This window comes from Cryobacterium sp. TMN-39-2 (assembly GCF_004402745.1).
GTDB classification, from domain to species: Bacteria; Actinomycetota; Actinomycetes; order Actinomycetales; family Microbacteriaceae; genus Cryobacterium; species Cryobacterium zongtaii.
Genome location: NZ_SOFX01000035.1, coordinates 1 through 23,765, shown reverse-complemented (window position 1 = coordinate 23,765; position 23,765 = coordinate 1). Strand labels below are relative to the sequence as shown.

At 68.9% G+C, this 23,765-nt stretch carries 24 protein-coding genes and 1 pseudogene; 5 read left to right on the top strand and 20 right to left on the bottom strand.

Going from position 1 to position 23,765, the window contains the following annotated elements:
* The 3 genes and pseudogenes from E3O57_RS13395 to E3O57_RS19165 all read right to left on the bottom strand — a co-directional run.
* Window positions 1-465: pseudogene (locus E3O57_RS13395) on the bottom strand (hypothetical protein); the annotation flags it as partial.
* A complete protein-coding gene (gene pyrE, locus E3O57_RS13390) occupies window positions 465-1,010 on the bottom strand; it encodes an orotate phosphoribosyltransferase (protein WP_165787853.1) in 546 nt (181 codons plus the stop codon). The gene pyrE and the pseudogene E3O57_RS13395, both read right to left, overlap by 1 nt.
* 72 nt (window positions 1,011-1,082) lie before the next feature.
* Window positions 1,083-1,205, bottom strand: coding sequence for a hypothetical protein (locus E3O57_RS19165; RefSeq protein WP_255453135.1), 123 nt, complete (start codon window positions 1,203-1,205; stop codon window positions 1,083-1,085).
* Window positions 1,206-1,337: 132 nt separating this feature from the next.
* On the opposite strand from E3O57_RS19165, the gene E3O57_RS13385 reads away from it, so the two are divergent.
* On the top strand, window positions 1,338-2,264 hold the full coding sequence (locus tag E3O57_RS13385; protein WP_088457425.1) for a LysR family transcriptional regulator: 927 nt from the start codon (window positions 1,338-1,340) through the stop codon (window positions 2,262-2,264).
* A 62-nt stretch (window positions 2,265-2,326) separates the two neighbouring features.
* Window positions 2,327-2,881: a GNAT family N-acetyltransferase gene (locus E3O57_RS13380; protein WP_103478545.1), complete on the top strand. Its 555-nt coding sequence runs from the start codon at window positions 2,327-2,329 to the stop codon at window positions 2,879-2,881.
* Between the two features lie 27 nt (window positions 2,882-2,908).
* On the opposite strand, the gene E3O57_RS13375 is transcribed toward E3O57_RS13380, so the two are convergent.
* Window positions 2,909-3,652 (bottom strand): sirohydrochlorin chelatase, encoded by a 744-nt coding sequence (locus E3O57_RS13375; RefSeq protein ID WP_103478544.1) that lies wholly within the window; start codon window positions 3,650-3,652, stop codon window positions 2,909-2,911.
* The gene (gene nirD, locus E3O57_RS13370; RefSeq protein ID WP_088457428.1) at window positions 3,652-4,050 is read right to left on the bottom strand and encodes a nitrite reductase small subunit NirD; all 399 of its coding nucleotides are present in this window, start codon (window positions 4,048-4,050) and stop codon (window positions 3,652-3,654) included. The genes E3O57_RS13375 and nirD overlap by 1 nt, the downstream gene beginning before the upstream one ends.
* Before the next feature lie 202 nt (window positions 4,051-4,252).
* On the opposite strand from nirD, the gene nirB reads away from it, so the two are divergent.
* Together nirB and cobA are read left to right on the top strand one after the other, a co-directional pair.
* Window positions 4,253-6,925, top strand: coding sequence for a nitrite reductase large subunit NirB (gene nirB / locus E3O57_RS13365; RefSeq protein WP_103478543.1), 2,673 nt, complete (start codon window positions 4,253-4,255; stop codon window positions 6,923-6,925).
* 3 nt (window positions 6,926-6,928) lie between these two features.
* On the top strand, window positions 6,929-8,023 hold the full coding sequence (cobA, locus tag E3O57_RS13360; RefSeq protein WP_088457430.1) for a uroporphyrinogen-III C-methyltransferase: 1,095 nt from the start codon (window positions 6,929-6,931) through the stop codon (window positions 8,021-8,023).
* 248 nt (window positions 8,024-8,271) lie between these two features.
* On the opposite strand, the gene E3O57_RS13355 is transcribed toward cobA, so the two are convergent.
* From E3O57_RS13355 to E3O57_RS13315, 10 genes are all read right to left on the bottom strand, one after another.
* Window positions 8,272-9,576, bottom strand: coding sequence for a sugar ABC transporter permease (locus tag E3O57_RS13355; RefSeq protein ID WP_103478542.1), 1,305 nt, complete (start codon window positions 9,574-9,576; stop codon window positions 8,272-8,274).
* Window positions 9,573-10,457 carry an ATP-binding cassette domain-containing protein gene (locus tag E3O57_RS13350; RefSeq protein WP_088457432.1) on the bottom strand — a complete coding sequence of 295 codons (885 nt, stop codon included), beginning with the start codon at window positions 10,455-10,457 and terminating at the stop codon, window positions 9,573-9,575. The genes E3O57_RS13355 and E3O57_RS13350 overlap by 4 nt, the downstream gene beginning before the upstream one ends.
* A gap of 99 nt (window positions 10,458-10,556) precedes the next feature.
* Window positions 10,557-11,639 (bottom strand): sugar ABC transporter substrate-binding protein, encoded by a 1,083-nt coding sequence (locus E3O57_RS13345; RefSeq protein ID WP_103478541.1) that lies wholly within the window; start codon window positions 11,637-11,639, stop codon window positions 10,557-10,559.
* 80 nt (window positions 11,640-11,719) lie between these two features.
* Window positions 11,720-13,009, bottom strand: a complete 1,290-nt coding sequence (locus E3O57_RS13340) for an ROK family transcriptional regulator (protein ID WP_088457434.1) — start codon at window positions 13,007-13,009, stop codon at window positions 11,720-11,722.
* Window positions 13,010-13,293: 284 nt separating this feature from the next.
* On the bottom strand, window positions 13,294-13,545 hold the full coding sequence (locus tag E3O57_RS19260; RefSeq protein WP_341476107.1) for a hypothetical protein: 252 nt from the start codon (window positions 13,543-13,545) through the stop codon (window positions 13,294-13,296).
* Window positions 13,542-13,910, bottom strand: a complete 369-nt coding sequence (locus E3O57_RS19255; protein ID WP_341476106.1) for a hypothetical protein — start codon at window positions 13,908-13,910, stop codon at window positions 13,542-13,544. The genes E3O57_RS19260 and E3O57_RS19255 overlap by 4 nt, the downstream gene beginning before the upstream one ends.
* Window positions 13,889-14,350: a hypothetical protein gene (locus E3O57_RS13330; protein ID WP_103478540.1), complete on the bottom strand. Its 462-nt coding sequence runs from the start codon at window positions 14,348-14,350 to the stop codon at window positions 13,889-13,891. Before E3O57_RS13330 ends, E3O57_RS19255 begins: the two co-directional genes overlap by 22 nt.
* 101 nt (window positions 14,351-14,451) lie before the next feature.
* Window positions 14,452-16,068: a xylulokinase gene (locus tag E3O57_RS13325; protein ID WP_103478539.1), complete on the bottom strand. Its 1,617-nt coding sequence runs from the start codon at window positions 16,066-16,068 to the stop codon at window positions 14,452-14,454.
* Between the two features lie 110 nt (window positions 16,069-16,178).
* Window positions 16,179-16,589: a hypothetical protein gene (locus tag E3O57_RS13320; RefSeq protein ID WP_206750290.1), complete on the bottom strand. Its 411-nt coding sequence runs from the start codon at window positions 16,587-16,589 to the stop codon at window positions 16,179-16,181.
* Window positions 16,590-16,714: 125 nt separating this feature from the next.
* Window positions 16,715-17,377 carry a response regulator transcription factor gene (locus tag E3O57_RS13315; protein WP_103478538.1) on the bottom strand — a complete coding sequence of 221 codons (663 nt, stop codon included), beginning with the start codon at window positions 17,375-17,377 and terminating at the stop codon, window positions 16,715-16,717.
* A 145-nt stretch (window positions 17,378-17,522) separates the two neighbouring features.
* On the opposite strand from E3O57_RS13315, the gene E3O57_RS13310 reads away from it, so the two are divergent.
* Complete coding sequence (locus tag E3O57_RS13310; protein WP_088457438.1) at window positions 17,523-17,801, top strand: GlsB/YeaQ/YmgE family stress response membrane protein; 279 nt, start codon at window positions 17,523-17,525, stop codon at window positions 17,799-17,801.
* Between the two features lie 88 nt (window positions 17,802-17,889).
* Here the strand turns inward: E3O57_RS13310 and E3O57_RS13305 are convergent, their stop codons facing one another.
* The 5 genes from E3O57_RS13305 to E3O57_RS13285 all read right to left on the bottom strand — a co-directional run.
* Complete coding sequence (locus E3O57_RS13305; RefSeq protein ID WP_103478537.1) at window positions 17,890-18,486, bottom strand: putative glycolipid-binding domain-containing protein; 597 nt, start codon at window positions 18,484-18,486, stop codon at window positions 17,890-17,892.
* Window positions 18,487-18,602: 116 nt separating this feature from the next.
* Entirely contained in the window at window positions 18,603-20,102 is a 1,500-nt protein-coding gene (locus tag E3O57_RS13300) for a CoA-acylating methylmalonate-semialdehyde dehydrogenase (protein WP_103478536.1), read from the bottom strand.
* A gap of 116 nt (window positions 20,103-20,218) precedes the next feature.
* The gene (locus tag E3O57_RS13295; protein ID WP_134456606.1) at window positions 20,219-21,514 is read right to left on the bottom strand and encodes an aspartate aminotransferase family protein; all 1,296 of its coding nucleotides are present in this window, start codon (window positions 21,512-21,514) and stop codon (window positions 20,219-20,221) included.
* 203 nt (window positions 21,515-21,717) lie between these two features.
* The gene (locus tag E3O57_RS13290; RefSeq protein WP_088457441.1) at window positions 21,718-22,869 is read right to left on the bottom strand and encodes an ABC transporter substrate-binding protein; all 1,152 of its coding nucleotides are present in this window, start codon (window positions 22,867-22,869) and stop codon (window positions 21,718-21,720) included.
* A gap of 60 nt (window positions 22,870-22,929) precedes the next feature.
* Window positions 22,930-23,765: ABC transporter permease (locus E3O57_RS13285; protein ID WP_370290087.1), on the bottom strand; the 836-nt coding region annotated here is incomplete at its 5' end.

Here is a 23,765-nt window from a genome sequence, read left to right as displayed (position 1 = left end):
GGCCGGCGCCGGTGCAACAGGCGGCGCCGCGGCGGGGATGACCGGAGTCGCGGGAGCGGCCTGAGCCGGCGGGGTGCGTCGCGCGGCGTCAACGGCCGGATCGGGCTCGAAGGTCGGGGTGAGGCCCCAGCGGAAACCGCCGGACGGCGCCGGGGTGGTGGCGGCAGGCGCGGTGTCACCGTCGGCCGACGCAGAATCCGGGGATGGAACCTGCGCAGCGGGCCCCGGCGGTGCGGCGGGCGGGTCTGCTGGCGGTGCGGCGGGCGGTGCAACCGGCGGAACGACAACGGGCGTGACGGGGAGGGCGACGGTCGGGGGAGAGTCGGGCCCCGCATCCGCCTTGGTGCCGGCGGCGGCCTCGGCGGCGGGCTCGGCGGCAGCCTCGCTGTCGTCGGCGTTCAGCTGAGCCGCGAGCCAGTCCAGGCCGAGGTCCTTGTCGTCGTTGCCGCCCTGCTGCTCGGGCATCAGCTCAGTCCCAGGTCCTCGAGTCCGATGGCCGCGTAGTACGGGTAGCCGGCCTCTTCGATGATTTCGCGGGCCCCGGTGCTGCGGTCCACGACCACGGCGACGCCGGCGATGATGGCGCCCACCTTGAGCAGCGCCTCGATGGCGGCGAGCGGTGAGCCACCGGTGGTGGAGGTGTCTTCGAGGACGATGACCCGCTTGCCGGCGAGGTCTGGGCCCTCGACCTGGCGGCCACGGCCGTGGTCCTTAGGTTCCTTGCGAACGACGAAGGCGTCGTAGGCCAGCCCGCGGGCGGCACCCTGGTGCAGGATCGCGGTGGCGACGGGGTCGGCGCCCATGGTCATGCCGCCGACGGCCACGACATCCGGAATGTCCTTGATGAGATCGATCATGACCTGGCCGATCAGCGGGGCGACCCTGTGGTCGAGGCTGACCTTGCGGAGATCCACGTAGTACGTGGCCTTCTTGCCACTGGTGAGGGTGAAGTCACCGTGGAAGACGGCGTCGGCCGAGATGTAGTCGATGAGTTTTCTGCGGGTATCCATCACAGGGCTACTTTAGGCCAACACGCGCCCGCGCGCCCGGTGCACGATACGGGCGTGCGCCGGTCGGGGTGATCAGAAGCTGCGAACGAACTTCCGCACGGGAACACGACCGTAGCCATCCTTGTTCACGGCAACGACGGTGCCGACGACGGCGCCTACGGCAACAAGGGAGATGAGGAGCATGAAAACGAACACGGTCGTGCCTTTCGAGGGAAGTGGATGGCCGGGCCACGCGGGCTGCTGCCCGGTAACCGACGTCTTTATCTGACCACCAACAACCATTCAGCACAATCACATTGTTTAGCAAGGACTATGTAGTCTGGCTTCATGGATGTTCAGCGCCTCGAACTGCTCCGCGAGCTCGCCGAACGCGGCAGCGTGACCGCCGTTGCGCGGGCCACCCACCGCACCCCGTCTGCGGTCTCGCAGCAGCTGAAGGTCCTCGAGCGCGAGGCCGGCCTGCCCCTCACCGAACGCAGCGGGCGCGGGCTTGTGCTCACCGACGCCGGCCGCGCGCTGGCCGCGAGCGCGACGGATATCGCGGTGGCGCTGGAGCGCGCCACAGCCGTCTGGGACACCTTCCGCAACCGGGCCACCGGCGACGTGAGCCTGGTCACGTTCCCCACCGCCGGACAGATGCTGCTGCCGGGCGCACTGCAGGACCTGGCCGACCACGACGGCCTGGCGGTGCATTGCACCGACATGGACCCGGAGCTCAGCGACTTTCCCGCGCTCACGAGCGAATACGACATCGTGCTCGCCCACAGCATGCGCGGGCAGCACACCTGGGGCGGGCGCGGCCTCACCTCGGTGCCCCTGATGACCGAACCCCTCGACGTCGGCCTGCCGACCGGACACAGACTGGCCGGTCGGGTGTCGCTGGGCGCGAGCGACGTGGTCGGTGAGACCTGGATCGGCGTGCCCCTCGGCTACCCGTTCGGACGCATCCTGCACGATATCGAACTGCAGACCGGCAGCCGCGCCCGGGTCACCCAACGGTTCGCGGACATGCGGCTGATCGAATCGTTCATCATGGCCGGGCTCGGCATCGCCCTCGTCCCCCGATACACCTCCAGCGGCGACCAGCCCGGCCGGATGGTGCTCAAGCCACTACGGGGACTCGACGCCGAACGGCAGATCGTGGCGCTGATGCGGCCCGACCGAGCCGAGCGCCTGGCCGTGCGTACCGTCGTCGAGGCGCTGCGCGCCCGGGCGGCGCAGGTGCAGGCCGAGCACGCGGCGGCGGCCGGCTGAGCCGGTACTCCAGCGGCTGGTCCTCCAGCGGCTGGTCGTGCGCCGGCGGTTAGGCTGACCGGATGGCTGACATCGAATGGACCCTGCGCTGGGAGGCCGATCTCTCGGCCGACGACCACACCGCCCTGGCGGCCCTGTTCGCGCGCTACTACCCCGAGGACCACGCCACCTTCACCGGCACCCGCAGCTGGATGGGCGCCCGCCCGGAGGCCCGCGTGATCGGTTACCACGACGGCCGGCCGGTCGCCCACCTCGGCTTCGTGCGGCGGATGCTGCGCCTCGAGTCCGGCGGGTCGCAGCTGGTCGGCGATGTGGGACTGGTCGGCGTCGATCCCGACTACCAAGGCACCGGCCTCGGCCGCCGGCTGCTCGCCGAGGCCGCCACGGCCCTGACCGGCCAGGGGCTGCCGTTCGGCTACCTCACCTGCGCTCCCGAGCTCGTCGCCTATTACGCCGGTGGCGGCTGGCGGCAGTCGCCCGGACAGGTGACCCGCATGATCGACACCCGGATGCGCCCGGAGACCTTCACCGGCCCCGCGATGGTGCTCCCGGTGGCGGCGCCGTTCAGCAAATGGCCGACCGGGCAGACGATCATCCGCGACGGCCTCGAGGTCTAAGCCCTCCGGCTGCCGACGCGCCCGGCGTCAGAGCGTGCGCACGCCACTCAGGTACCGGTCCACCACCACGTCGACGAGTGCGGCCGGGGGCTCCTCGCCCTCGACGAGGAGGGTCGCGCTGACCACGTCCGCGCCGGCGTCCTGCGACCACCTGGCGAAGGTGCCCGGTGCCAGCAGATAGCTCGCGACGACCAGGCGGGCATCCGGTGACTCACTGCGCGCGGCGGCCACGGCATCCACCAGACTCGGCGTCGCGGCGGCGATGAAGGCGACGGTGACCGGTCGGCCCAGCAGGGCGGCTAGTTGCTCGCCCGCTGTGCGGCAGTCGGCCACGGCGTCCGCATCGCTCGATCCCGCGGCGGCGAGGATCACGCGGTCTTCCGCGCGCAGGCCACTCTGGGCCAGCCGGTCGGCGAGGATGTCGGTCAGCCGGCTGTCGGGTCCGAGCGCCGCGGTCACGCCGACCTGACGCGGTTGGGCCTGGGCCACGGCGTTGGCGAGGTCGAACTTCACGTGGTACCCGGCGGACACCAGCAGCGGCACGATGACGGCGGACCGGCCGGGGCCGGCCTCGGCGAGGCACTGTGGCACATCCGGCTGCTGCACATCGATGAAACCGGCCGCAACCGGGGTGGCCGGGCTGATTGTGGTCAGCGCACGAGTCACCGCGTCGACGAGGGCCAGCACCGCGCGCTGGGCAGCGGGATCCCGGGAGCCGTGCGAGGCGAGGAGCAGGAGCGGCGCTGTGTCGCGCTGGAGTGCGTCGCTCATCACGCCGCGGCGCGGGCCGAGGCGTCCGGGGCCAGCCGCACCTGCACCGAGCCGGATTCGACCCTGGTCTCGAAGGTGGGCAGCGTGAAGTCGGCGGAGGTGAAGCACTCGCCGGTGGCCAGGTCATAGACCTGCTTGTGCAGCGGCGAGGCCAACGTCACCCGGTCCCCGTGCGAGCCGACGATTCCCCGGCACATCACGAACGAGCCGGTCGCGGGGTCCCGGTTCGAGACGGCGTACACGGTTCCGTCGGGCATCCGCACCAACGCGAGCTGCTCGCCGTCGACGATGGCCGCTTCTGCCCACAGGGGTTCGAGCTGGGAGAGTTCGCAGACTGTCGCCCATCCGGTGGTGGCGTCGGCGCTCCGCGGCGCGGTGGTGCTTTCAGTGGTCAGCATGATGTCCTCGATTCCGGCGCCGGGCCAGTGGATGCGTTCGGCACCCCCTCAGATTACCCAAGCCGGGGTCGTGATCTTCGGGACCAAGTACCCTCTTTTAGCGCGCGCGGATGTGACTTACTTGAGGGACGCCATGAGGTCGGCGCGACGGCGGACGACGCCGTCGGGATTATGCGGCCTGATTTACCCGAGAGATGCCGTAATGACACTGAACACTCCCCTGCCGACGACCAGCGAATCGGACGGCGTGCGCCGCGTCATCGTGATCGGAGGCGGCCCCGCCGCGCACCGGTTCACCGAGGCCATGGTCGCCCGCACTGTCGCGGACGGCGATTCCGCCCGGCCCGTCGACATCACCGTCATCGGCGAGGAAATCCACCTGCCCTACGACAGGGTCTCCCTCTCGCACCGCCTGAACGGTCCGGAGGACCTCACCCTGGGCGACCCGGTGTTCTGGCAGTCCGAGACCGTGCGCTACCGCGGCGGCAGCCGCGTCACCGCCGTGGACCCCGCGGCCCGGACCGTCACCCTCGACAACGGTGACGCCCTGGCCTACGACGACCTGGTGTTCGCGACGGGTTCGAGCGCCTTCGTTCCGCCGGTGCCCGGTGGCGACAAGGGTGTCGTGTACCGCACCATCGAAGACGTGGACTTCCTCGTCAGCGAGACCGCACGCCTGAAGGCGAAGTTCGGCCGGCCCGCGAACGTCACCGTGATCGGCGGCGGCCTACTGGGGCTCGAGGCCGCCGGCGGTGTGCAGCGCCTCGGCGCCAACACCACGATCGTGGATGGCGCCACCTGGCTGATGCCCACCCAGCTCGACCAGGGTGCCGGCATGGCCCTCGGCCGTCTCATCCACGGCCAGGGCATCCACCTCGAACTCGGCCACCGCCCCACCGAGATCCTCGTCGCCGAGACCGGCCAGGTACTCGGGTTGACCCTCGACGACGATCGGCAGATCAACGCCGACCTGATTGTCTGGTCCATCGGCATCCGTGCCCGCGACGAACTCGCCCGCGCGGCGGGCCTGGAGATCGGCCCGCGCGGCGGCATCGTGATCGGCGACGACTGCTCCAGCTCCGTGCCCGGCATCTGGGCCATCGGCGAGGTCGCCAGCTACGACGGCCGCTGCATCGGACTCGTCGCTCCCGCGAACGCGATGGCCGAGGTCGTGGCCGACAGGCTCAACGGCGGCCAGGCCCTGTTCCCCGGCATCGACGACGCCACCAAGCTCAAGCTCTCCGGTGTGGAGGTGGCCAGCTTTGGTGACGCCTTCGGCACCGGCGAGCGGGCCCTCGAGGTCGTCTACGCCGACCCCGCGCGTGGCCTGTACCAGAAGGTCGTCGTGTCCAGCGACGCCAAGACCCTGCTCGGCGGCATCTTCGTCGGCGACGCCTCCCCGTACCTGTCGCTGCGCCCGCTGCTCGGCCGCGAACTGCCCGCCGAACCCGGCGCGTACCTGTCCGCCTCCGGCGCCGAGCTGCCGTCCAGCTCCGACATGCCCGACGACGCCCAGCTGTGCTCCTGCAACGACGTGTCGTTCGGCACCGTGCGCGCGGCCATCCGTGGCGACCACGGCGACCCCGTCACCGAGCTCGGCGCACTCAAGGCCTGCACCCGGGCCGGCACCCAGTGCGGCTCGTGCGTGCCGCTGCTCAAGAAGGTTCTCGAAACCGAACTGACCGCCGCCGGCCTTGAAATCTCGAAGGCGCTCTGCGAGCACATCTCGATCAGCCGCAGCGAACTGTTCGAGTCGGTGCGGGTACTGCAGCTCACCTCGTTCGACCAGATCATGGAACGCTTCGGCACCGGCCTCGGCTGCGATGTCTGCAAGCCCACCATCGCCTCGATCCTGGCCTCGCAGTCCTCCGCGTACATCCTGGATGCCGGCCGTGGCGGCCTGCAGGACACCAACGACCGTGCCCTCGGCAACATGCAGAAGGACGGCAGCTACTCGGTTATCCCCCGCATTCCCGGTGGCGAAATCACCCCGGAGAAGCTCATCGCGATCGGCGAGGTCGCCGCCGAATTCAACCTGTACACCAAGATCACCGGTGGTCAGCGGATCGCCCTGTTCGGCGCCCGGCTCGACCAGCTGCCCGACATCTGGCGCACCCTGGTGGATGCCGGTTTCGAGTCCGGCCAGGCCTACGGCAAGAGCCTGCGCACGGCAAAGTCGTGTGTGGGGTCGGCCTGGTGCCGCTTCGGAGTGCAGGATTCCGTGGCGCTGGCGATCACGCTGGAGAACCGCTACCGCGGCCTGCGCTCGCCGCACAAGTTCAAGATCGGTGTCTCCGGCTGCGCCCGCGAGTGCGCCGAGGCCCGCGCCAAGGACATCGGCGTCATCGCCACCGAGCTGGGCTGGAACCTCTACGTCGGCGGTAACGGCGGCTTCCAGCCCGTTCACGCCGTGCTGCTCGCCAAGGACCTCGACGAGGAAACCCTGATCAAGTACATCGACCGCTACCTGATGTACTACATCCGCACCGCCGACCGCGTGCAGCGCACCGCCCGCTGGCAGGAAGACATCGAGGGTGGTTTCGACCACGTCCGCGACGTCGTCTGCAGCGATTCCCTGGGCATCGCCGATGACCTTGAAGCGGCCATGGCCGCCCACATCGACGTGTACGAAGACGAGTGGGCCGCCACGCTGGCCGATCCCGAGCGCCTGCGCCGGTTCCGGCCGTTCGTGAACTCCGACACCCCCGACCCGTCGCTCCTTCAGGTGATCGAACGCGGCCAGCCGCGTCCGGCCCGCCCTGAAGAACGCGACGGCACCAGCGCCGCCGGCCCCGTCCACCTGGCCGGCCTCACCATCCCGGTTCGCCGGGACGACATCGACATCCCGGTTTCCTCGGCGACCGGCGTGGAGTAGCCCGTGTCCGCCGGCCTCGACTTCTCGGGGAAACGGGTCCTCGTCGTCGGCGGGGCCCACGCGGCACGCCGTGTCCTCGCGCGGTACCTGGCCTCGGGCGCGACCGTGTACCACCTGGCCGGACCCGGCCCGCAGTCGCCGGCCGTCCGACCGGCCCCCGGGGTGCACACCCCGGTGTTTCCCCGGTCGGTCGGCGCCTGGAATGCGCTCATCGCCGCCGTCGACCTGGTCGCCGTCGTGGAGACCACTCCGCCCACCGACGCCGTGATCGCTGCGGCGTGCGCGCGGCACCGCACCTGGCTGAGCCGGGAAACCGCGGCGTCGACCGCGCCCATCGGGTCGGTCACGCTCGTCGGCGGCGGCCCCGGCCTGGAAAGCCTGCTCACGGTCGGTGCGCTCGCGGCACTGAACGCGGCCGACATCGTCTACTACGACCGGCTCGGCCCCACCGACAGGCTCGACGTCTGGGCGCCCGGCGCCGAGCAGATCGACGTGGGCAAGGCTCCCGGTCACCACGCGATCCCCCAGCGCGATGCTGAGCGGATGATGGTGGCATCCGCCCTGGCCGGCCTCACCGTGGTGCGCCTGAAAGGCGGCGACCCGTTCGTCTTCGGTCGGGGTGGCGAAGAAGTCATCGCCTGCCGCGCCGCCGGTGTACCGGTGACCGTGATCTCTGGGGTGACCAGCGCCATCGCCGTGCCGGCCGCCGCGGGCATCCCCGTCACCCACCGCGAGATCACCCGGATGTTCACGGTGATCTCCGGGCACGCGCCGATCAACGACACCGAACTGACCCACCTGGTGGGCCTGGGCGGCACCATCGTGGTCCTGATGGGAATCGGCACCCTGCAGCAGCTGGTTGCCGGCCTCACCAGGCTCGGGATGCGCACCGACATGCCCGTGGCGATCGTGGAGCGCGGTTTCGCCCACGACCAGCGCACGACCCTCGGCCGGCTGGACAGCATCGCCGCGCTCGCGGCCCACGCCGGGGTGCGATCCCCCGCCGTCGTGGTGATCGGCGACGTGGTGGCCCTGGCCGCGCACGGCGATGACACTGCCGCCGATCTCCTGCGCGAGGCCGCGACCCTGGCGACCTAGGTTCCCGCCCCGCCGACCCGACTGACCGGCCGAGTTGCTGCAAAACCCCCTGTGCCTGCTCTGAAGGAGGAACTTTGCGGCAAGTCAGCGAAGGGGATCACCGCCACTTGAATGAGGTGCTCCCGGCGATGGTGCCGCATCCCGGCACCGCGAAGGCGGCGATCCTGCCTCGCCGGCTGCGCTGCCGGGGTGGGGCGAGAACCGCCGCCTTCCTCTGCCGCCTCCGCCCGGCCCCGGGCGGGAGGCGGTCAGGCTCTACCGTGCGACGCCCGGGTTCGGCGCGACAGGGAGTCGACGATGACCGCAAGCAGCAGCACCGCGCCGGTGATCATGTACCGGATCGACGAGTCCAGGTTGAGTAGGGTCAGGCCGCTGGAGATCGACTGGATCACCAGGATGCCCAACAGCGCTGAGAACGCGCTGCCGCGGCCGCCGAAGAGGCTGGCGCCGCCGATCACCGCGGCGGCGATGGCGTTGAGGTTGGTGTCGCCGCCGCCCGAGCCCTGGTTGGCTGCCGCCAGCCGGCCCGCGGCGAGGATGCCGCCCAGGGCCGCGAAGGTGGAGCACAGCACAAAAACCGTGAGGTAGACCTTGGTGACGTTGATGCCGGACCGCCGGGCAGCCTCCACATTGCCGCCGACCGCGTACACCGACCGGCCCCAGCGGGTGCGGGTGAGGAAGAAGTTCATCACCACGACGAGCACCAGGAACAGCACGAATGTCGCGCCGACACCGCGGGTCTGGTTGAGGTACCAGGTGGGCACGGCGAGCACCAGCAGCAGGAACACGCTGCGCACCACGATCGAGGTGGCCGGCACGGCCGAGAGCCCCGCCGCCGCCCGCCGGTTCGCGGTGACGAGCAGTTGCGCCGCATAGGCCAGTGCCGTCAGTATCACCAGCACGTAGGAGAGCCAGTCGGGCAGGAACCACTGCTGGGCGAACTGCACGATCCAGGAATCGAACGGGATGTTGATCGACCCCGTGGAGCCGAGCACCCACAGCTGCAGCCCGAGGAAGCCGAGCAACCCGGCCAGGGTGATCACAAAGCTGGGTACCCCGAACCGGGTATACAGGAACCCGTACAGCAGGCCGATGACCACACCGGACAGCAACGAGGCCAGCAGGGCGACCGGCAGCGGCCAGCCCAGGTTGACAAAACCGACCGCGAGGATGGCCGCGGACAGGCCGCTGACCGACCCGACCGACAGGTCGATCTCGCCCAGCAGCAGCACCAGCACGATGCCGATGGAGATGGTGCCGACGGCCGCGCACTGCAGGGTGAGGTTGACCAGGTTGGTGCTGGAGAGGAAGTTTGGGTTGAGCAGGGAGAACGCCACCCAGATCACGATCAGGCCGATCACAACGGGCAACGAACCGATGTCACCGGAACGTACCCGCCGACCGAAGGCGCGCACCGCACCGCCGATGCCGTGCTGCTGGATGAGGCGCTCGTCCTGCAGGTCGGCGGCCACCGCGGCGAGGCGCACGGTTTCGGTGGGCGGCGCCGCCGGTTCGGGCGGGCTGGACTGTGGGGGCGATGTCGGGGTCGTCATGGCCGGGCCTCCTCTGGGGGTGCAACATCAGGGGGTGCAACGTCAGGGGATGGAACAGCGTCATCCGCGGCCTCCGGAGAGCCGACCCGGGCTTGGGCGCGCCGGGTGACGGCGTTATCGGAGGCGCCGGTGATGGCCGCGATGATGTCTTCGTAGGTGACATCGGCCACCTTGAATTCACCGTTGTTGCGGCCCAGACGCAGCACCACGATGCGGTCGGCGACGGCCTGCACATCCGCCATGTTGTGGCTGATCAGCACCACGGCCAGGCCGCGTTCACGCAGCCGCTCGATGAGGTTGAGCACCTCGGCGGTCTGGGCCACACCCAACGCCGCGGTGGGCTCGTCGAGGATCACGATGCGCGGGTCGCCGATCAGCGAACGGGCGATGGCCACGGTCTGGCGCTGACCGCCAGACAACGACGCCACCGGGATACGCACCGAGGGGATGCGTGCCGACAGTTGCCGCAACAGCTCCCAGGAGCGCTTCTCCATCTCGACCTCGTTGATGGTGCCCCGGCCGAGTTCGTGGCCGAGGAACAGGTTGGCGACCACGTCGAGGTTGTCGCACAGGGCCAGGTCCTGGTAGACGGTGGCGATGCCCAACGCGCCGGATTCAGCCGGGTTGTTGATCGTGACCGATTTGTCTCCGTCGGTGATCGTGCCGCCGTCCTTGGGGTGCACGCCGGCGAGGATCTTGATCAGGGTGGACTTGCCGGCACCGTTGTCGCCGACCAGCGCGACCACCTCACCGGAGTAGATGTCCAGGTCGATGGCGGTGAGGGCTTGCACGGCGCCGAAGTTCTTGTCGATCCCGCGCATGGAGAGCACGAGTTCGCTGGTGGGTGCGCCCTGCACGGGTTCGGGGGAAAGCACGGTCATTGTGATTCCTCTGTTTGCAGCCGCTGGCTGTTGGAGCCGGTGGGCCGACCGGGAGTCGAATCGTGGGTAGGACTCCCGGTCGGCGTCTGGGGCACCGCCTTACTGCAGGCCGGCGGCCGCGCAGGCGTCCGCGTATTCAGCGGTGCAGATCTCGTCGACGGTGTAGAAATCGTCGGCGATCACGGTGTCGGCAATGTTGTCGACGGTGACGACGACCGGGGTGAGCAGGGTCGCGGGGATGCCGTCAATCTCGGTGTCTCCCTCCGGCGTTTCGCCGCGGGCCAGCTGGTCGGCCACCTCGGCAGCCAACTCCGCTTCCAGTTTGATCGCCTTGTAGACCGTCATGAATTGGTCGCCGGCGACGATGCGCTGGATGCCGGTGAGCTCGGCGTCCTGACCGGTGACCGGGGGGATCGGGTCGACTCCGGCGGCCCGCAGTGCCGCGATGGCGCCGCCTGCCGTACCGTCGTTGGCCGCGTAGACGCCCGAGATCTGGTCACTGAACTGACCGATCTGGCCGGCCGCGAAGGTCTGAGCCTCCTCGGCACTCCAGTCCGGCGTGTCGAACTCGGCCAGGATCGGGATGCCGCTCGCGTCGATGACCGAGTGGGCGCCTTCCTTGAACAGCGTCGCGTTGCCGTCGGTGGGCGACCCGTTGATCATGATGATGCCGGTGGTCGTACCGTCGGCCTGGAGCCGCTCCACGAGGGCCTCACCCTGGAGAACACCGACCTGTTCGTTGTCGAAGGAGATGTAGTAAGCGATCTGGCCACCCTCGATGAACCTGTCGTAGGCGATCACCGGAACGTCCTGCGCGGCGGCGTTCGCGACGATGCTGGCTGCCGCCGCACCGTCGACGGGGTCGAGAACCATGACCTCGATGCCCTCGGTGAGGGCGGATTCAGCCTGCTGTTGCTGCTTCGAGGCATCCTGGTCGGCGTTGGCATAGACGACTTCGTAGTCGCCCAGGGTCGCCAGATGTTCTTCGAACAGCGGGCGGTCGAATTTCTCGTACCGGGCCGTCTGGGATTCGGGGAGGAGCAGGCCGATCTTGATGGCGTCGCCGGACCCGCCGCCGTCGTCGCTGCCGCCGTCGTCGCCGGTGGTGCACGCGGTCAGAGCACCCGCGGTAGCGATCAATGCGATCGACAGGAGCGCGAACCTCTTCCTGGGTTTTCTCATGATGTGCCTCCTACTGTGACCACCCTCGTTGGCGGTGTAACGAGCATGGCCCCGGTGCCAAATGCCGTCAAGGCTTGAACTCAAGAGGCCAGACCGCCCCTTTCGGGCGATATTTGCGGGGCCAGACCGGGCAGGATGCCACCGATCCCCGGCAGGATATCGGGGGCCGGGGCGGCCGCCACGGTGCGGATCGGGCCGTCGGTGCGGCCCGCCGTGATCTGGGCGCGATCGATGGCGAAGAGCACCGCGCCGAGCAACTCGGCCCGCTCCCCCAGCTCGCCCTTGACTACCTCGGGCACCCCGGCTGCAGTGGCCAGGGTGGAGCGTTCCAGAGCGTGCCGCAGGGGGCTGAGCAGCATCTCGCCGGCTTCGGCCAGCTCACCGCCGACCACGATGCGGTGCGGGTCGACGAGGTTGCTCAGACCCGCGAGCGCGATACCCAGGTGCCGGCCGGCATCGGCGATCACCCGGCGCGCCAGGGCCTCGCCCGCCTCGGCGCGCAGCACGACGTCGCGCAGCTTGACCTCGCCGTGGCTGCCGGGGAACTTCGCGGCCAGCGCCGAGGCTCCCACCAGGGTCTCCAGGCAGCCGCGGTTGCCGCATCGGCAGACCAGGCCCTGCTCGTCGAGGGTGACGTGACCGATCTCTCCGGCCTTGCCGCTACCGCCGCGATAGACCCGGCCATCCACGATCAGGCCGGCGCCCACGCCGTGCGACAGACGCAGATAGGCCGCCTGCCGGACGCCCTGGGCCGCGCCGATGCGGTACTCCGCGAGTGCACCGAGGTTGGCCTCGTTGTCGACGAACACCGGCCGGTGCAGCCGCGACTCGAGTTCTTCGGCGACGGGCACCCCGTCCCAGCCGCGCAGCAAGCCGGCGGTGGCGATGAGGCCGGTACGCGGGTCGACAGGCGCGGCCAGACCCACCCCCACCGCGAGCACCTCGTCGAGGCCGGCGCCCACCGACTCGGCCATGTCCCGGATGAGCAGCATCACCCTGTCGAGTTCGCTGTCGGCGCGGTGGTCGCGGGCCAGCGGCAGCATCCGCTCGGCCAGCACCTGGTGGCCGGCGTCGGCCAGCGCCAGCCGCAGTTGCCGGTTCGCCACGTGCAGGCCCACCACCAGGCCCAGTTCCCTGGCGAGGGTGACTCGCACCGCGCGACGGCCGCTGCGGGACGTGGGCGTGGTCGCCAGCACCCCGGCGGCGGCCTGCTCCTTGACGATGTTGGACACCGTGGCCGGCGACAGCCCGGTGACCGCGGCCAGTTCCACCTGGGTGAGGGCGCCGTGGTGGGTGATCGCGTCGAGGATGCGGGCGCGGTTGGCCTCACGCAGGGACGACTGCGACCCGGGATTGCGGCGGCTGCTCACAGGAGACACGATACTGCCGAGACCACCAGGACGGGCAAGCTTTCGCGCCGGGCGGTATTCCTGGACGTCCGGCGAGTGAAACGGACACGCAAGCCAAACAGGACGAGTCACCGCTGGCGGCTGTCGACCCGGACGTCGCGGAGAAGGTGAAGGTGGCGCCGGGCACGGGCGGACCGGACGATTTCGGGGACGTGGAGGTCAACGAGGAAGACATCAACCTTCCGCCGTTCGGCGAGCACGTTGAGCCGCCGGACTAACCGGCCCACCGCACCGGCGGTGCCCCGCTAGCGCACCGCGTCAGCGAGAGCCCCGCCCAGCCACCGCTCGACCTCACGCTGCGATCGCAGCCTCACGACGACGAGGTGGGGGTGCGCAAGTTCCAGCGCCGGCACCCGTTCGTCGTATTTCCGCCGGGTCGAGATCGCCCACCGCACGATGTGCTCACGGTCACTGAGCAGCGTGCGGATGGGTGGCTCGACGTTGCCGTTCCACAACTCCTCGCGGCGAACCCGGCGGCGGATGGTACGGCGGATCACCCGGGGAAGCGTGACGCGCAGAACGGCAGATCGAGCCACACGAGCAGATCGGCACGTTCGGCAAGCACCTCGCGGGCGGCGCTGTACTGCCATTCGGTCGTCCATGACTCCGCGGCGATGAAACCGCGCACATCATCGGCGAATTCCGGCCGGGGCACCCACTTCGGGCCGTGGAACAGCGCGTCGATCTCCGTGTGTGCGCCCCCGGTGATCACGGCGATCCGCGCGGCGAGGGTGGTTTTGCCCGTACCGGGCACCCCGGCAACCAGCACTCGGCGGGGCCGAAGCGGAAGGGCACCGTCGGCGGAGGCCATGGCCGTCCGACTCATCGCGGGCGCACCGGTCAACGCCTGATGGGTTTCCACTGCGGCGGGTCCTGGACGGTTCGCTGGGGCACGATGCGAGGGAGCACTCGGTGCAGCCGGACCGAGGACCTGAAGTACAGGAAAGCCAGCAACGCATCAGCGATCACACCGAGCACGCCTGCGAGTGCCACGTCGGTCGCCCCCGTGGCGACCGAGAACATCCAGTTGGCGACGCTCAGGACCAGCAACGATCCGACCACGAAGCCGGCCCGTGGTCGCGAGGTCATCCGCCACCAGGCGCGTGGCGGCTCAACCGGCTCGTCTGCACCACGGAAGGACCGCACACCACCGAAATAGAGGAGCAGGTACAGCAGGATGCCCTCCACCGCAAAAATCGGATTCGTGACGGTGTGCGGAAAGGCCGCGCTGTTGAGTGCCAAGACGGTCAGACCGGCGGCAATGTAGGCGACCTTCCACCGCGTCTTTCGGATGCGAAGCATGGCCAGAGCCTATGCCCAATGCCACAGCTCACTGGGACGATTCAGGCTGCGGCAATTCGTGCAGCCGCATCGCAATTGGGACGTGTGCGGTGGAGCTCGGCTTAGAGCGTGTCGACGGCAGCCCGTTCGACGGCAAGACCCGCGTGGTAGCGGTCCAGGTAGTCGGCGAAGCCGGCGACGTCGACAGGGTCGGGGGCGACGGTCTCGAATTCTTGCCCCACGAACACTCGCTCACGCAGGTACCCGTCCAGGTCGAGGTCGACGCCGGATGCTGTGGCCGCCGTGTAGGACGCCAGGACCGCGATGCCCCAGGCGCCGCCCTCCGATGCCGTCTCGGCGACCGAGACCGGGGCATCCAAGGCGCCGGCGAGGAATCGCTGGGCGACACCGGCGGTGCGGAAGAGCCCACCGTGCGCGAACATCGCGTCGAGTTCGACGCCCTCCTCGGCGAGAACGCGCATGCCGAGGCTGAGCGTGCCGAACACTCCGTAGAGCTGCGCGCGCATGAAGTTGGCGAGGGTGAGCCGGCTGTCGGGGGTGCGCACGAAGAGCGGCCGCCCCTCGGTGAGGCCGGCGATGGGCTCGCCGGCCAGGTGGTTGTAGGCCAACAGGCCGCCGGCATCCGCGTCACCGTCGAGCGCCTCACGGAACAGGGCGTCGAATACCGCGTCGCTGGCAACGGGGTTACCGCTGGCCGCGGCGAAGCGGCCGAACATCCCGGCCCACGCGGCGAGCTCGCTTGCCCCGTTGTTGCAGTGCACCATCGCGACGGGATCGCCGGCCGGGGTGGTGACCAGGTCGAGTTCGTGGTGCACCTTTTTGAGGGGGCGCTCGAGCACAACCATCGCGAAGATGCTGGTGCCGGCGCTGACGTTACCGGTGCGCGGGGCGACGGAACAGGTCGCGACCATGCCCGTGCCGGCGTCGCCCTCGGGCGGGCACAGCACGGCGCCTGGCCGCAGGGCACCGGTCGGGTCGAGAAGGGCCGCGCCCGCCGCCGTGAGCTCGCCTGCCGGCTGGCCGGCCACCAGCACGGTGGGCAGGAGTGCGGCCAGGTTGAGGTCGGGAGCGGACTCGGCGACCAGACCGTCGTATCGGGCGAGGAGCTCGGCGTCGTAGTCCGTGGTGGCGGCGTCGATGGGGAACATGCCCGAGGCATCGCCGACGCCCAGGACCTTGCGGCCGGTGAGCTGCCAGTGCACGTAGCCGGCGAGGGTCGTGATGAAGTCGAGCTGCGCCACGTGCGGCTCGTGGTCGACGACCGCCTGGTGCAGGTGCGCGATCGACCAGCGCAGCGGAATGTTCACTCCGAACAGCTCGGTCAGCTCGGTCGCCGCGGGACCTGTGGTGGTGTTGCGCCAGGTGCGGAACGGAACCAGCTGCTCGCCGGCGGCGTCGAACGCTAGATAGCCGTGCATCATCGCCGAAACGCCGACAGCACTGTAGCTTTCCAGGCGAACCCCGTACTGCTTTTCGACATCGGCGACGAGGGCAGCGTGAGCGGCCTGGATGCCCGTCCACACGTCTGCCAACGAGTACGTCCAGACCCGATCGACGAACTGGTTCTCCCACTCGTGGCTGCCGACGGAGAGGACGTCAGCCGGGTCCTCGCCGATCAGGCAGGCCTTGATGCGGGTCGACCCCAGCTCGATCCCCAGGGACGTCCGTCCGCTGAGAATTGCGGTCCGGGCGGCGTCGAGTGCATCGTTGCTAGTCATATCTCGATTATGGCGGATGGCCGGGCACCTTTTGCAACGTTGTGAATCGCCGCCAGGTATTCGGCGTGAAGCTCCGGTTGACGCGGGTGGGGCAGGCGGTCGGGTGTCCGTTAGGCGACGGCCTTCTCCAACAGCTCGACGAGTCGCCTCTGGTCCTCGGCGGTGAGCTTGGTCACCGCGAATGAGGTGGGCCAGAGGTTTCCGTCGTCGAGGTTGGCGTCCGGCTGGAAGCCGATGGTGGCATAGCGCACCTTGAATTTGGCGGCGCTCTGGAAAAAGACCACCACCTTGCCGTCGGAGTCCGTATACGCCGGCATGCCGTACCAGGTCTTGGCACCCAGGTCGGTGTTCTCCTTCACCAATCGGTGCAAAGTCTCGGCCAGTTCCTGGTCGGTGCCGGACATCTCGGCGATCGACGCCAGGCACGCGGCTTCGAGGTCGGCGCCCAGTTTTGCGGCCTTGGCCTCTGCCGCGGCCGCCCGCATGGCGGCCTTCTCCTCTTTGCTGAAGGTTTCGCTCACGATCTGTTCCTCACTGGTCAAGGTTGCGTCTCTGGCACCCACTGTAGAAGCAACCCGGCAGGTGTGCTTCTTCGATCCTGCTCGGCGGGCGCGAATGGGGCACCGGCGCATCCGGTGTGCCTGACTCAGGGACCGCCGAGCCAGCTGTCGATTCGATGGTGGTCCGGGGCGAACCCGTGGCCGACACCCCAGAGCACAGCCTGGGTACGGCTGGCGACCCCGATCTTGCCGTAGACGCTGCGGATATAGGACTTCACGGTGTTGGGACTGAGGTAGGTGAGCGCGGCCACCTCGGCGTTACTCTTGCCCTGGGTGATGAGCGCCAGGATCTCGGATTCACGGTCTGTGATTCCTTCGCGACGCCCGGGCCAGTCCAGTCCGGGAGCGCTGCCCGCTCGCTTCGGCGGATCGCTCACCACGATCTCACCGGCGTGCACCGACTCCAGGGCCGCGACCAGGTCGCGGGCGGGCAGCGTCTTCGACAGGTAACCGCTGACGCCCCGCTCCAACGCATCATCGATGAGCGAGGGCTGGAAATTCCAGGTGTACACGACGACGCGACGGGCTCGCGGGTTTCGCACGAGGGCCGTGAGCTCGGACAGATCGGACTCGGGCTGGGCGAAGGTGTCGTACAGCACGATGTCGGTTGTGTCGGAGAGAGCCGCATTCGCATCGATCTCCGCAACAAGCACACGATCCCGATAGTGATCGAACATGTGCGCCAGGCCCTTCAGCACGATGTCGTAGTCATCGACCAGGGCGACAGTCACGGGCTGGGTCGAAGACATAGTAGGACGCTACAGCTTCTGCCGGCCCGGCAGTTACACCCCTAGGGGTGTGCCGCCGCCTCCTTCTGGGTGATTTGCTGTTTATCGCCCAGCAACCGCTGGTCACATCGAAGGCTCAGCCCCATCAAACAGGAAGGAGACCACAATGCTTGGTCTCATCATCAGCCTCATCGTCGTCGGCATCATCGCCGGCGCCGTCGCCCGCCTCGTCGTGCCCGGTCGGCAGAACATTAGCATCCCGATGACCATCGTGCTGGGCATCATCGGTTCCTTCGTCGGCGGGTTCCTCGGCTTCCTGATCTTCCAGCACGACCCCATGGACGGCTTCTTCCAGCCGGCCGGCATCATCGGATCCATCATCGGCGCGATCATCGTGCTCCTGGTTTACATCCGCGTCAGCAATCGGCGCAGCGTTCAGCACTAGCCGGTCTCCCGGTGGCCGCCACCTGGCAGGTCACCGGGGCCGCATGCAGGGAGCGCAACCCTGACAGGCCCGGCGGAGGATGATGGCATCAACGCTTGGCGAGCCGGGTCGCCAAGCCCGGGTAACCGACCACAATGCCGTCGGAGTCGACGGTCAACTCGACCTGATCGTCACCACCGGCGCCGCGGTACCGGACCCGGCCGGGCGTCGACGAGGCATACACCTGGTCGCTCCGAATCACCCGCAGGGACGGTATCTCGATCCAGGCCATCACCAGCGCGGTCTCCGGCACGTTCCCATTCAGCAGCCGCAGGCGCCGGATCGGCATGGTGTTCGTCACAGGGCACAGGCCGATGTCGCAGTCGAGCGCACCGTCGATGCTGCCTGGTTCCGCAAGGCCGGCGGGCGGAAGACCGGCATCGCCCTGCACCTGGGTCACGGCTGCCCAGTGGTCGTTCTGATCCCGGGTCAGCGCGAGTGAACGCATCCAACCGGCGCCGTGCGCACTGATGTCGACCGTCAAGGTGCACCAGGCATCGGTGGCGTCCAACGACCAGGCGGTGGCATAGCCGACCGTGACCGAGGTTCCCTCGGCCTTCAGGCCGCTCTCCCCGATCTCGATCAACGCCCGATCGATGCGGTCAGGGTCGTCCTGCCCTCGCCAGGCCACATCCGATTGCTTCATGCGCCCATGTTGCCTGGGTGACGCCGGCACGTAAAGGCGGACTTCTTCACCAATCGCCGTTCCAGGTGTACCCAAAACGCAGCGTGTCGGGAAGAAGTCCGCCTTCACGTACTGGGCTAGGTGTTCTGCGGAAAGCCCAGGTTGATGCCGCCGTGGCTGGGGTCCAGCCAACGGGCGGTGACGGCCTTCTCCCGGGTGTAGAAGTTGATGCCGGCGGGGCCGTAGGCCTTGGCGTCGCCGAACAGGGAGTCCTTCCAGCCACCGAACGAGTGGTAGGCCACGGGCACCGGGATCGGCACGTTGATGCCGACCATGCCCACCTGCACCTCGTGCTGGAAGCGCCTGGCTGCGCCGCCGTCATTGGTGAAGATGGCGGTGCCGTTGCCGTAACGGCTTGCGTTGATGACGGCCACGCCGTCGGTGTAGCTGGCCACCCGCAAGACACTCAGCACCGGGCCGAAGATCTCGTCCTTATAGACGGCGGAGTCCAGGCTGACCTTGTCGAACAGGGTGGGGCCGAGCCAGAAGCCGGATGCCTCGCCGTTCACCTCGATGCCGCGACCGTCGATCACGACCTCCGCGCCATCGGCCAGGGCGATGTCGATGTAACCGGCGACCTTATCGCGGTGCGCCTCGGTGATCAGCGGGCCCATGTCGCAGCCGCGCATGCCGTCGCCCACTTTCAGTCCCTTGACGCGGTCGGCGATCTTGGAGATCAGCTCATCGGCGACGGGTTCGACGGCCACGATCACGCTGATGGCCATGCAGCGCTCCCCCGCCGAGCCGAAGCCGGCGTTGACGGCGGCATCCGCGGCGAGGTCGAGGTCGGCATCCGGCAGCACCAGCATGTGGTTCTTGGCGCCGCCGAGGGCCTGCACCCGCTTACCGTGGTGGGCGGCGGTCTCGTAGATGTACTTGGCGATGGGGGTGGAACCGACGAAGGAGATGGCCTGCACGTCGGGGTTGACCAGGAGCGCGTCGACGGCCTCCTTGTCGCCGTGCACGACATTGAAGACACCGTCGGGCAGGCCGGCCTCGGTAAGCAGCGCGGCGAGCCAGTTGGCGGCGGACGGGTCCTTCTCGCTGGGCTTGAGCACAACGGTGTTGCCCGCGGCAATGGCGATCGGGAAGAACCAGAGCGGCACCATGGCCGGGAAGTTGAACGGGCTGATGATGCCGACCACGCCGAGCGGCTGGCGCAAGGTGTACACGTCGACGCCGGAGGAGACGTTCTCGGAGAACTCGCCCTTGGACAGGTGCGGCAGGCCGAGCGCGAACTCGACGACCTCGAGGCCGCGGGCGATCTCGCCGAGGGCGTCGGAGGTGACCTTGCCGTGCTCATTGGTGAGGATGTCGGCCAGCTCGCCCTTGCGCGCATTGAGGAGCTCGCGGAAGGTGAACATGACGCCCTGGCGCTTGGCAATGGAGGCGTCCCGCCAGGCGGGGTACGCGGCCTGGGCCGACGCGACAACGGTGTCCACATCGGCGGCGGAGGCCAGGGAGACCAGGCGCTGCACTGCGCCGGTGGCGGGGTTGTAGACGGGGGCGGTGCGCGTGGAGCTTCCGGCGCCTGGGGCGCCGTCGATCCAGTGGGTGAGGACGGGAAGGTCGTTCATGTCAGTCGATTCTGTTGGGGTGTTGTCCGTTGATCGAGCTTGTCGAGATCCGGTGACCGTGTCTACGTTGTGAGATTTGGTCGCGGGTCTCGACAAGCTCGACCAGCGATGGGCTGTTAGAGAAGGTCCAGGGAGAGGACCTCGTCGTAGATGGCCAGGGCCTCGGCCACCTCGGAGTCGGTCACGACGCAGGGCGGCACCACGTGGATACGGTTGTCCATGATGAAGGGCAGCAGGTTGCGGGCCAGTAGCTCGGTCTTGATGCGGGCCATCACCGCCGGCGGCACGGGCGCCCTGCTCTCCGGGTCGGCCACGAGCTCGATCGCCCAGAAGACGCCCTCGCCACGCACCTCCCCGATGATCGGGTGCTTGGCCTTGAGTGCCGCCAGCCCCGGGCCGATGGCCTCGGCGCCGATCCGGGCGGCGTTGGCCACGATGCCCTCCTCCGCCATGGCGTCCAGCGCGGCGACGATCGAGGCCATCGCCAGCGGATGTCCGCTGTAGGTGAGCCCGCCGGGGAACACCGTGTCGTCGAAGTCCGCGGCGATGGCGTCCGAGATGATCACCCCGCCGACGGGCACGTAACCGGAGTTGACGCCCTTGGCGAAGGTGATCAGGTCGGGCACCACGCCGGTGCCGTCGAACGCGAACCAGCGTCCGGTGCGGCCGAAGCCCACCATCACCTCGTCGAGGATCAGCATGATGCCGTACCGGTCGCAGAGTGCGCGCACCCCGGCGAGGTAGCCCGGCGGCGGCATCAACACCCCGGCGGTGCCGGGGATGGACTCGAGCAGCACGGCCGCGATGGAGGTGGCACCCTCGCTCTGGATGACCCGCTCCAGGTGGTGCAGGGCCCTCTCGCATTCCTGCTCGGGCGTCGTCGCCCAGAATTCGCTGCGGTAGAGGTACGGGCCGAAGAAGTGCACGTGTCCGCGGGCGAACTCGTTGGGGATGCGGCGCCAGTCGCCGGTGGCGACGATGGCAGCGCCGGTGTTGCCGTGGTACGAGCGGTAGGTGGAGAGCACGGTGTCGCGGCCGGTGTGCAGCCGGGCCATCCTGATGGCGTTCTCGTTGGCATCCGCACCGCCGTTGGTGAAGAAGACCTTGTTGAAGCCGTCGGGTGCCCGGTCTACGATGCGTTTGGCGGCCTCGCCGCGGGCCAGGTTGGCGGTGGACGGCGCGATGGTGGTGAGCAGCTGCGCCTGCTCGATGATGCCCTTGATCACGGCCGGATGCTGGTGGCCGATGTTGACGTTGACCAGCTGACTGGAGAAGTCGAGGTAGCTGCGCCCGTCGTGGTCCCAGACCCGGCAGCCGAGGCCGCCGGCGATGACGAGGGGCTTCAGTGCCCCCTGGGCGGACCAGGAGTGGAAGACGTGGGCGCGGTCGAGTTCGGNGACGAGGGGCTTCAGTGCCCCCTGGGCGGACCAGGAGTGGAAGACGTGGGCGCGGTCGAGTTCGGTGGTGCGCTCGTTCAGCCCGGGCTTCGTGTCGGTGGTTGTGCCGGTGTCGATGTCGGTCACGATGTTGTTCCTTCTGCTCTGTGCCCCGCGGGTACCGGAGCGGTGGTGCACCGGGCGGCTGCGCTCGGCAGCCGCCCGGTGCGGAGGTTGTTTTACTCGCCGCCCTCCTTGAGGGTGACGTCGATCGGAGCCCAGTCGGCGCCCATGACGTCGACTCCCTCCTCGGTCAGCTCATCCAGGGCCTGTTGCACGTACTCGTTGGAGTACGCGGTTTCGGGCGGGTCTGTGGTGATGATGGTGCCACCGGTTTCGTTCTTGGTGTTCATGGCGATGTCGACGGTGTTGGCCCAGGCGGCCTCGTCGATCAGGCCGACGCCGTTCGTGGACGGGAAGATCAGCTTGCTGACCTCGTTGGTCATCCACAGCTGGTGCCCGGCGGGCAGGGCCGAGCCGGCATCGGCCACGATGGTCGCGGCGTCTTCGGGGTTCTCGGCGGCGTAGATCCAGCCCTTGATGGAGGCCTTGATGAACTTCACGGTCTGGTCGGCGTAGGCCTCGTCGTCGGCGAGCTTGTCGGTGTTGGCCCAGATGGCGTCCTGGAGCATCGCGGTGCCCTCCTCGTTCCAGTCGATGACGTTGAGGTCCTCTGGCTGGTAGAGCTCGCCGGTGTCGGGGTTGATGGTTTCCAGCACCTGGGCGTATTCGTTGTAGGTCATCGCCTGGGCCGCGTCGATGTCACCGGCGAGGAAGGCGTTCATGTCGAAGGCCTGCTGCACGAGGCTGATGTCGCCGACCTCGACGCCGGCCTGCTGCATGCCGGCGAAGAGTTCCCACTCGTTGCCGTAGCCCCAGCTGCCCACGTTCTTGCCGGCCAGGTCGGCCGGGCTGGTGATGTTCTTGTCAGTGAACGAGATCTGGGTGGTGGCGCTGCGCTCGAAGATCTGGGCGACGTCGGTGATGTTGGCACCCTGCTCGATGGAGCCGAGCACCTTGGGCACCCAGGAGATGGCGTAGTCCACGTCGCCGGACGCGAGCACGTCCTGCGGAACGATGTCGGCGCCGCCCTCCTCGATGGTCACGTCGAGGCCTTCCTCCTCGTAGTAGCCCTGGTCGACGGCCGCGTAGTAGCCGGCGAACTGGGCCTGGGCCACCCACTGCAACTGCAGGGTGACCGGGGTGAGGTCGCCGCCAGCGGAGTCCTCGGTCGGTGCGGTATCGCCGGAGGCGGTGCATCCGGTGAGAACGAGGGCGCTGGCCGCCGCGACGGCGCCGGCCGTTGTGAGCCATCGAGTGCTGTGTTTCATGGGTTCCTCCTGAGGTACTGCTGCGGGGGTGCTGTGTCGGGATGCTGCGGTGCGGGATGGTCATGCGGTGGGGGCGCGGCGGCTGACCAGTTTTTCCAGGCAGAGAGCCGCGCAATAGAAGAGGAGTCCGAGGATGATGGAGCCGAGCACGTAGGCCCAGGCCAGCCCGTAGTTACTGCTGGACGCGGCCGAGGTGATCGACTTGCCCAGGCCCCCGACCGGGCCGCCGAAGTACTCGGCGATGAGGGCGGAGATCACGGCGAGCGAGGACGCAATGCGCAGGCCCGTGAACACGAACGGCACCGCGGTGGGCAGGGTGACGGTCTTGGTGGCCTGCCAGCTCGAGGCGGCGTAGGAGCGCATCAGGTCGCGGTGCACCGGGCGCACCATCCGCAGCCCTTTGAGAGTGTTGAAGTAGACCGGCACGAAGACCGCCAGCGCGGCCACGAGCTGCCGGGCGGTCTCGGCGTTGGCGCCGAACATCGTGTAGAGCACGGGCGCCAGCGCGACGATCGGCACCACGGCGACGGCGGCGACGATGGGGGCGGCCATCTCGTCGAAGATCCCCACCAGGGCCGAGAGGATGGCCAGCAGCACACCCACGATCGCGCCGAGCACCAGGCCGATCAGGGCGTTGCGCCCGGTGACGACCGAGCCCCCGACGACGTTCTGCAGGTTGGTGATGAACTGCTCACCGATCGCGAAGGGCCCGGGGAGGATGAACGGCTTGATCGCCAGCACGGTGACGACGCCCTGCCAGAGCAGGATCGCGGCCACGCCGAGCAGCACCGGTGGCAGCACGGTGCGGGCCAGGCCGGAGCCCGATGCGCCCGGCCGGCCCGGCCCGGCCTGCGCAGCCACGCGCGTGCTCGCGCCGGCGCTCATCGCGTCTCGAC

What these genes read in the sequence shown, in the direction of transcription:
- E3O57_RS13350 (WP_088457432.1), bottom strand. Translation starts at nt 10,457, where the DNA reads ATGACCGTGCTTTCCCCCGAACCCGTGCAGGGCGCACCCACCAGCGAA.
- E3O57_RS13345 (WP_103478541.1), bottom strand. Translation starts at nt 11,639, where the DNA reads ATGAGAAAACCCAGGAAGAGGTTCGCGCTCCTGTCGATCGCATTGATC.
- E3O57_RS13380 (WP_103478545.1), top strand. Translation starts at nt 2,327, where the DNA reads ATGGCTGACATCGAATGGACCCTGCGCTGGGAGGCCGATCTCTCGGCC.
- nirB (WP_103478543.1), top strand. Translation starts at nt 4,253, where the DNA reads ATGACACTGAACACTCCCCTGCCGACGACCAGCGAATCGGACGGCGTG.
- E3O57_RS13325 (WP_103478539.1), bottom strand. Translation starts at nt 16,068, where the DNA reads ATGACTAGCAACGATGCACTCGACGCCGCCCGGACCGCAATTCTCAGC.
- E3O57_RS13305 (WP_103478537.1), bottom strand. Translation starts at nt 18,486, where the DNA reads ATGAAGCAATCGGATGTGGCCTGGCGAGGGCAGGACGACCCTGACCGC.
- E3O57_RS13300 (WP_103478536.1), bottom strand. Translation starts at nt 20,102, where the DNA reads ATGAACGACCTTCCCGTCCTCACCCACTGGATCGACGGCGCCCCAGGC.
- pyrE (WP_165787853.1), bottom strand. Translation starts at nt 1,010, where the DNA reads ATGGATACCCGCAGAAAACTCATCGACTACATCTCGGCCGACGCCGTC.
- E3O57_RS13290 (WP_088457441.1), bottom strand. Translation starts at nt 22,869, where the DNA reads ATGAAACACAGCACTCGATGGCTCACAACGGCCGGCGCCGTCGCGGCG.
- E3O57_RS13385 (WP_088457425.1), top strand. Translation starts at nt 1,338, where the DNA reads ATGGATGTTCAGCGCCTCGAACTGCTCCGCGAGCTCGCCGAACGCGGC.
- nirD (WP_088457428.1), bottom strand. Translation starts at nt 4,050, where the DNA reads ATGCTGACCACTGAAAGCACCACCGCGCCGCGGAGCGCCGACGCCACC.
- E3O57_RS13330 (WP_103478540.1), bottom strand. Translation starts at nt 14,350, where the DNA reads ATGCTTCGCATCCGAAAGACGCGGTGGAAGGTCGCCTACATTGCCGCC.
- E3O57_RS13375 (WP_103478544.1), bottom strand. Translation starts at nt 3,652, where the DNA reads ATGAGCGACGCACTCCAGCGCGACACAGCGCCGCTCCTGCTCCTCGCC.
- E3O57_RS13315 (WP_103478538.1), bottom strand. Translation starts at nt 17,377, where the DNA reads ATGTCTTCGACCCAGCCCGTGACTGTCGCCCTGGTCGATGACTACGAC.
- E3O57_RS13355 (WP_103478542.1), bottom strand. Translation starts at nt 9,576, where the DNA reads ATGACGACCCCGACATCGCCCCCACAGTCCAGCCCGCCCGAACCGGCG.
- E3O57_RS13310 (WP_088457438.1), top strand. Translation starts at nt 17,523, where the DNA reads ATGCTTGGTCTCATCATCAGCCTCATCGTCGTCGGCATCATCGCCGGC.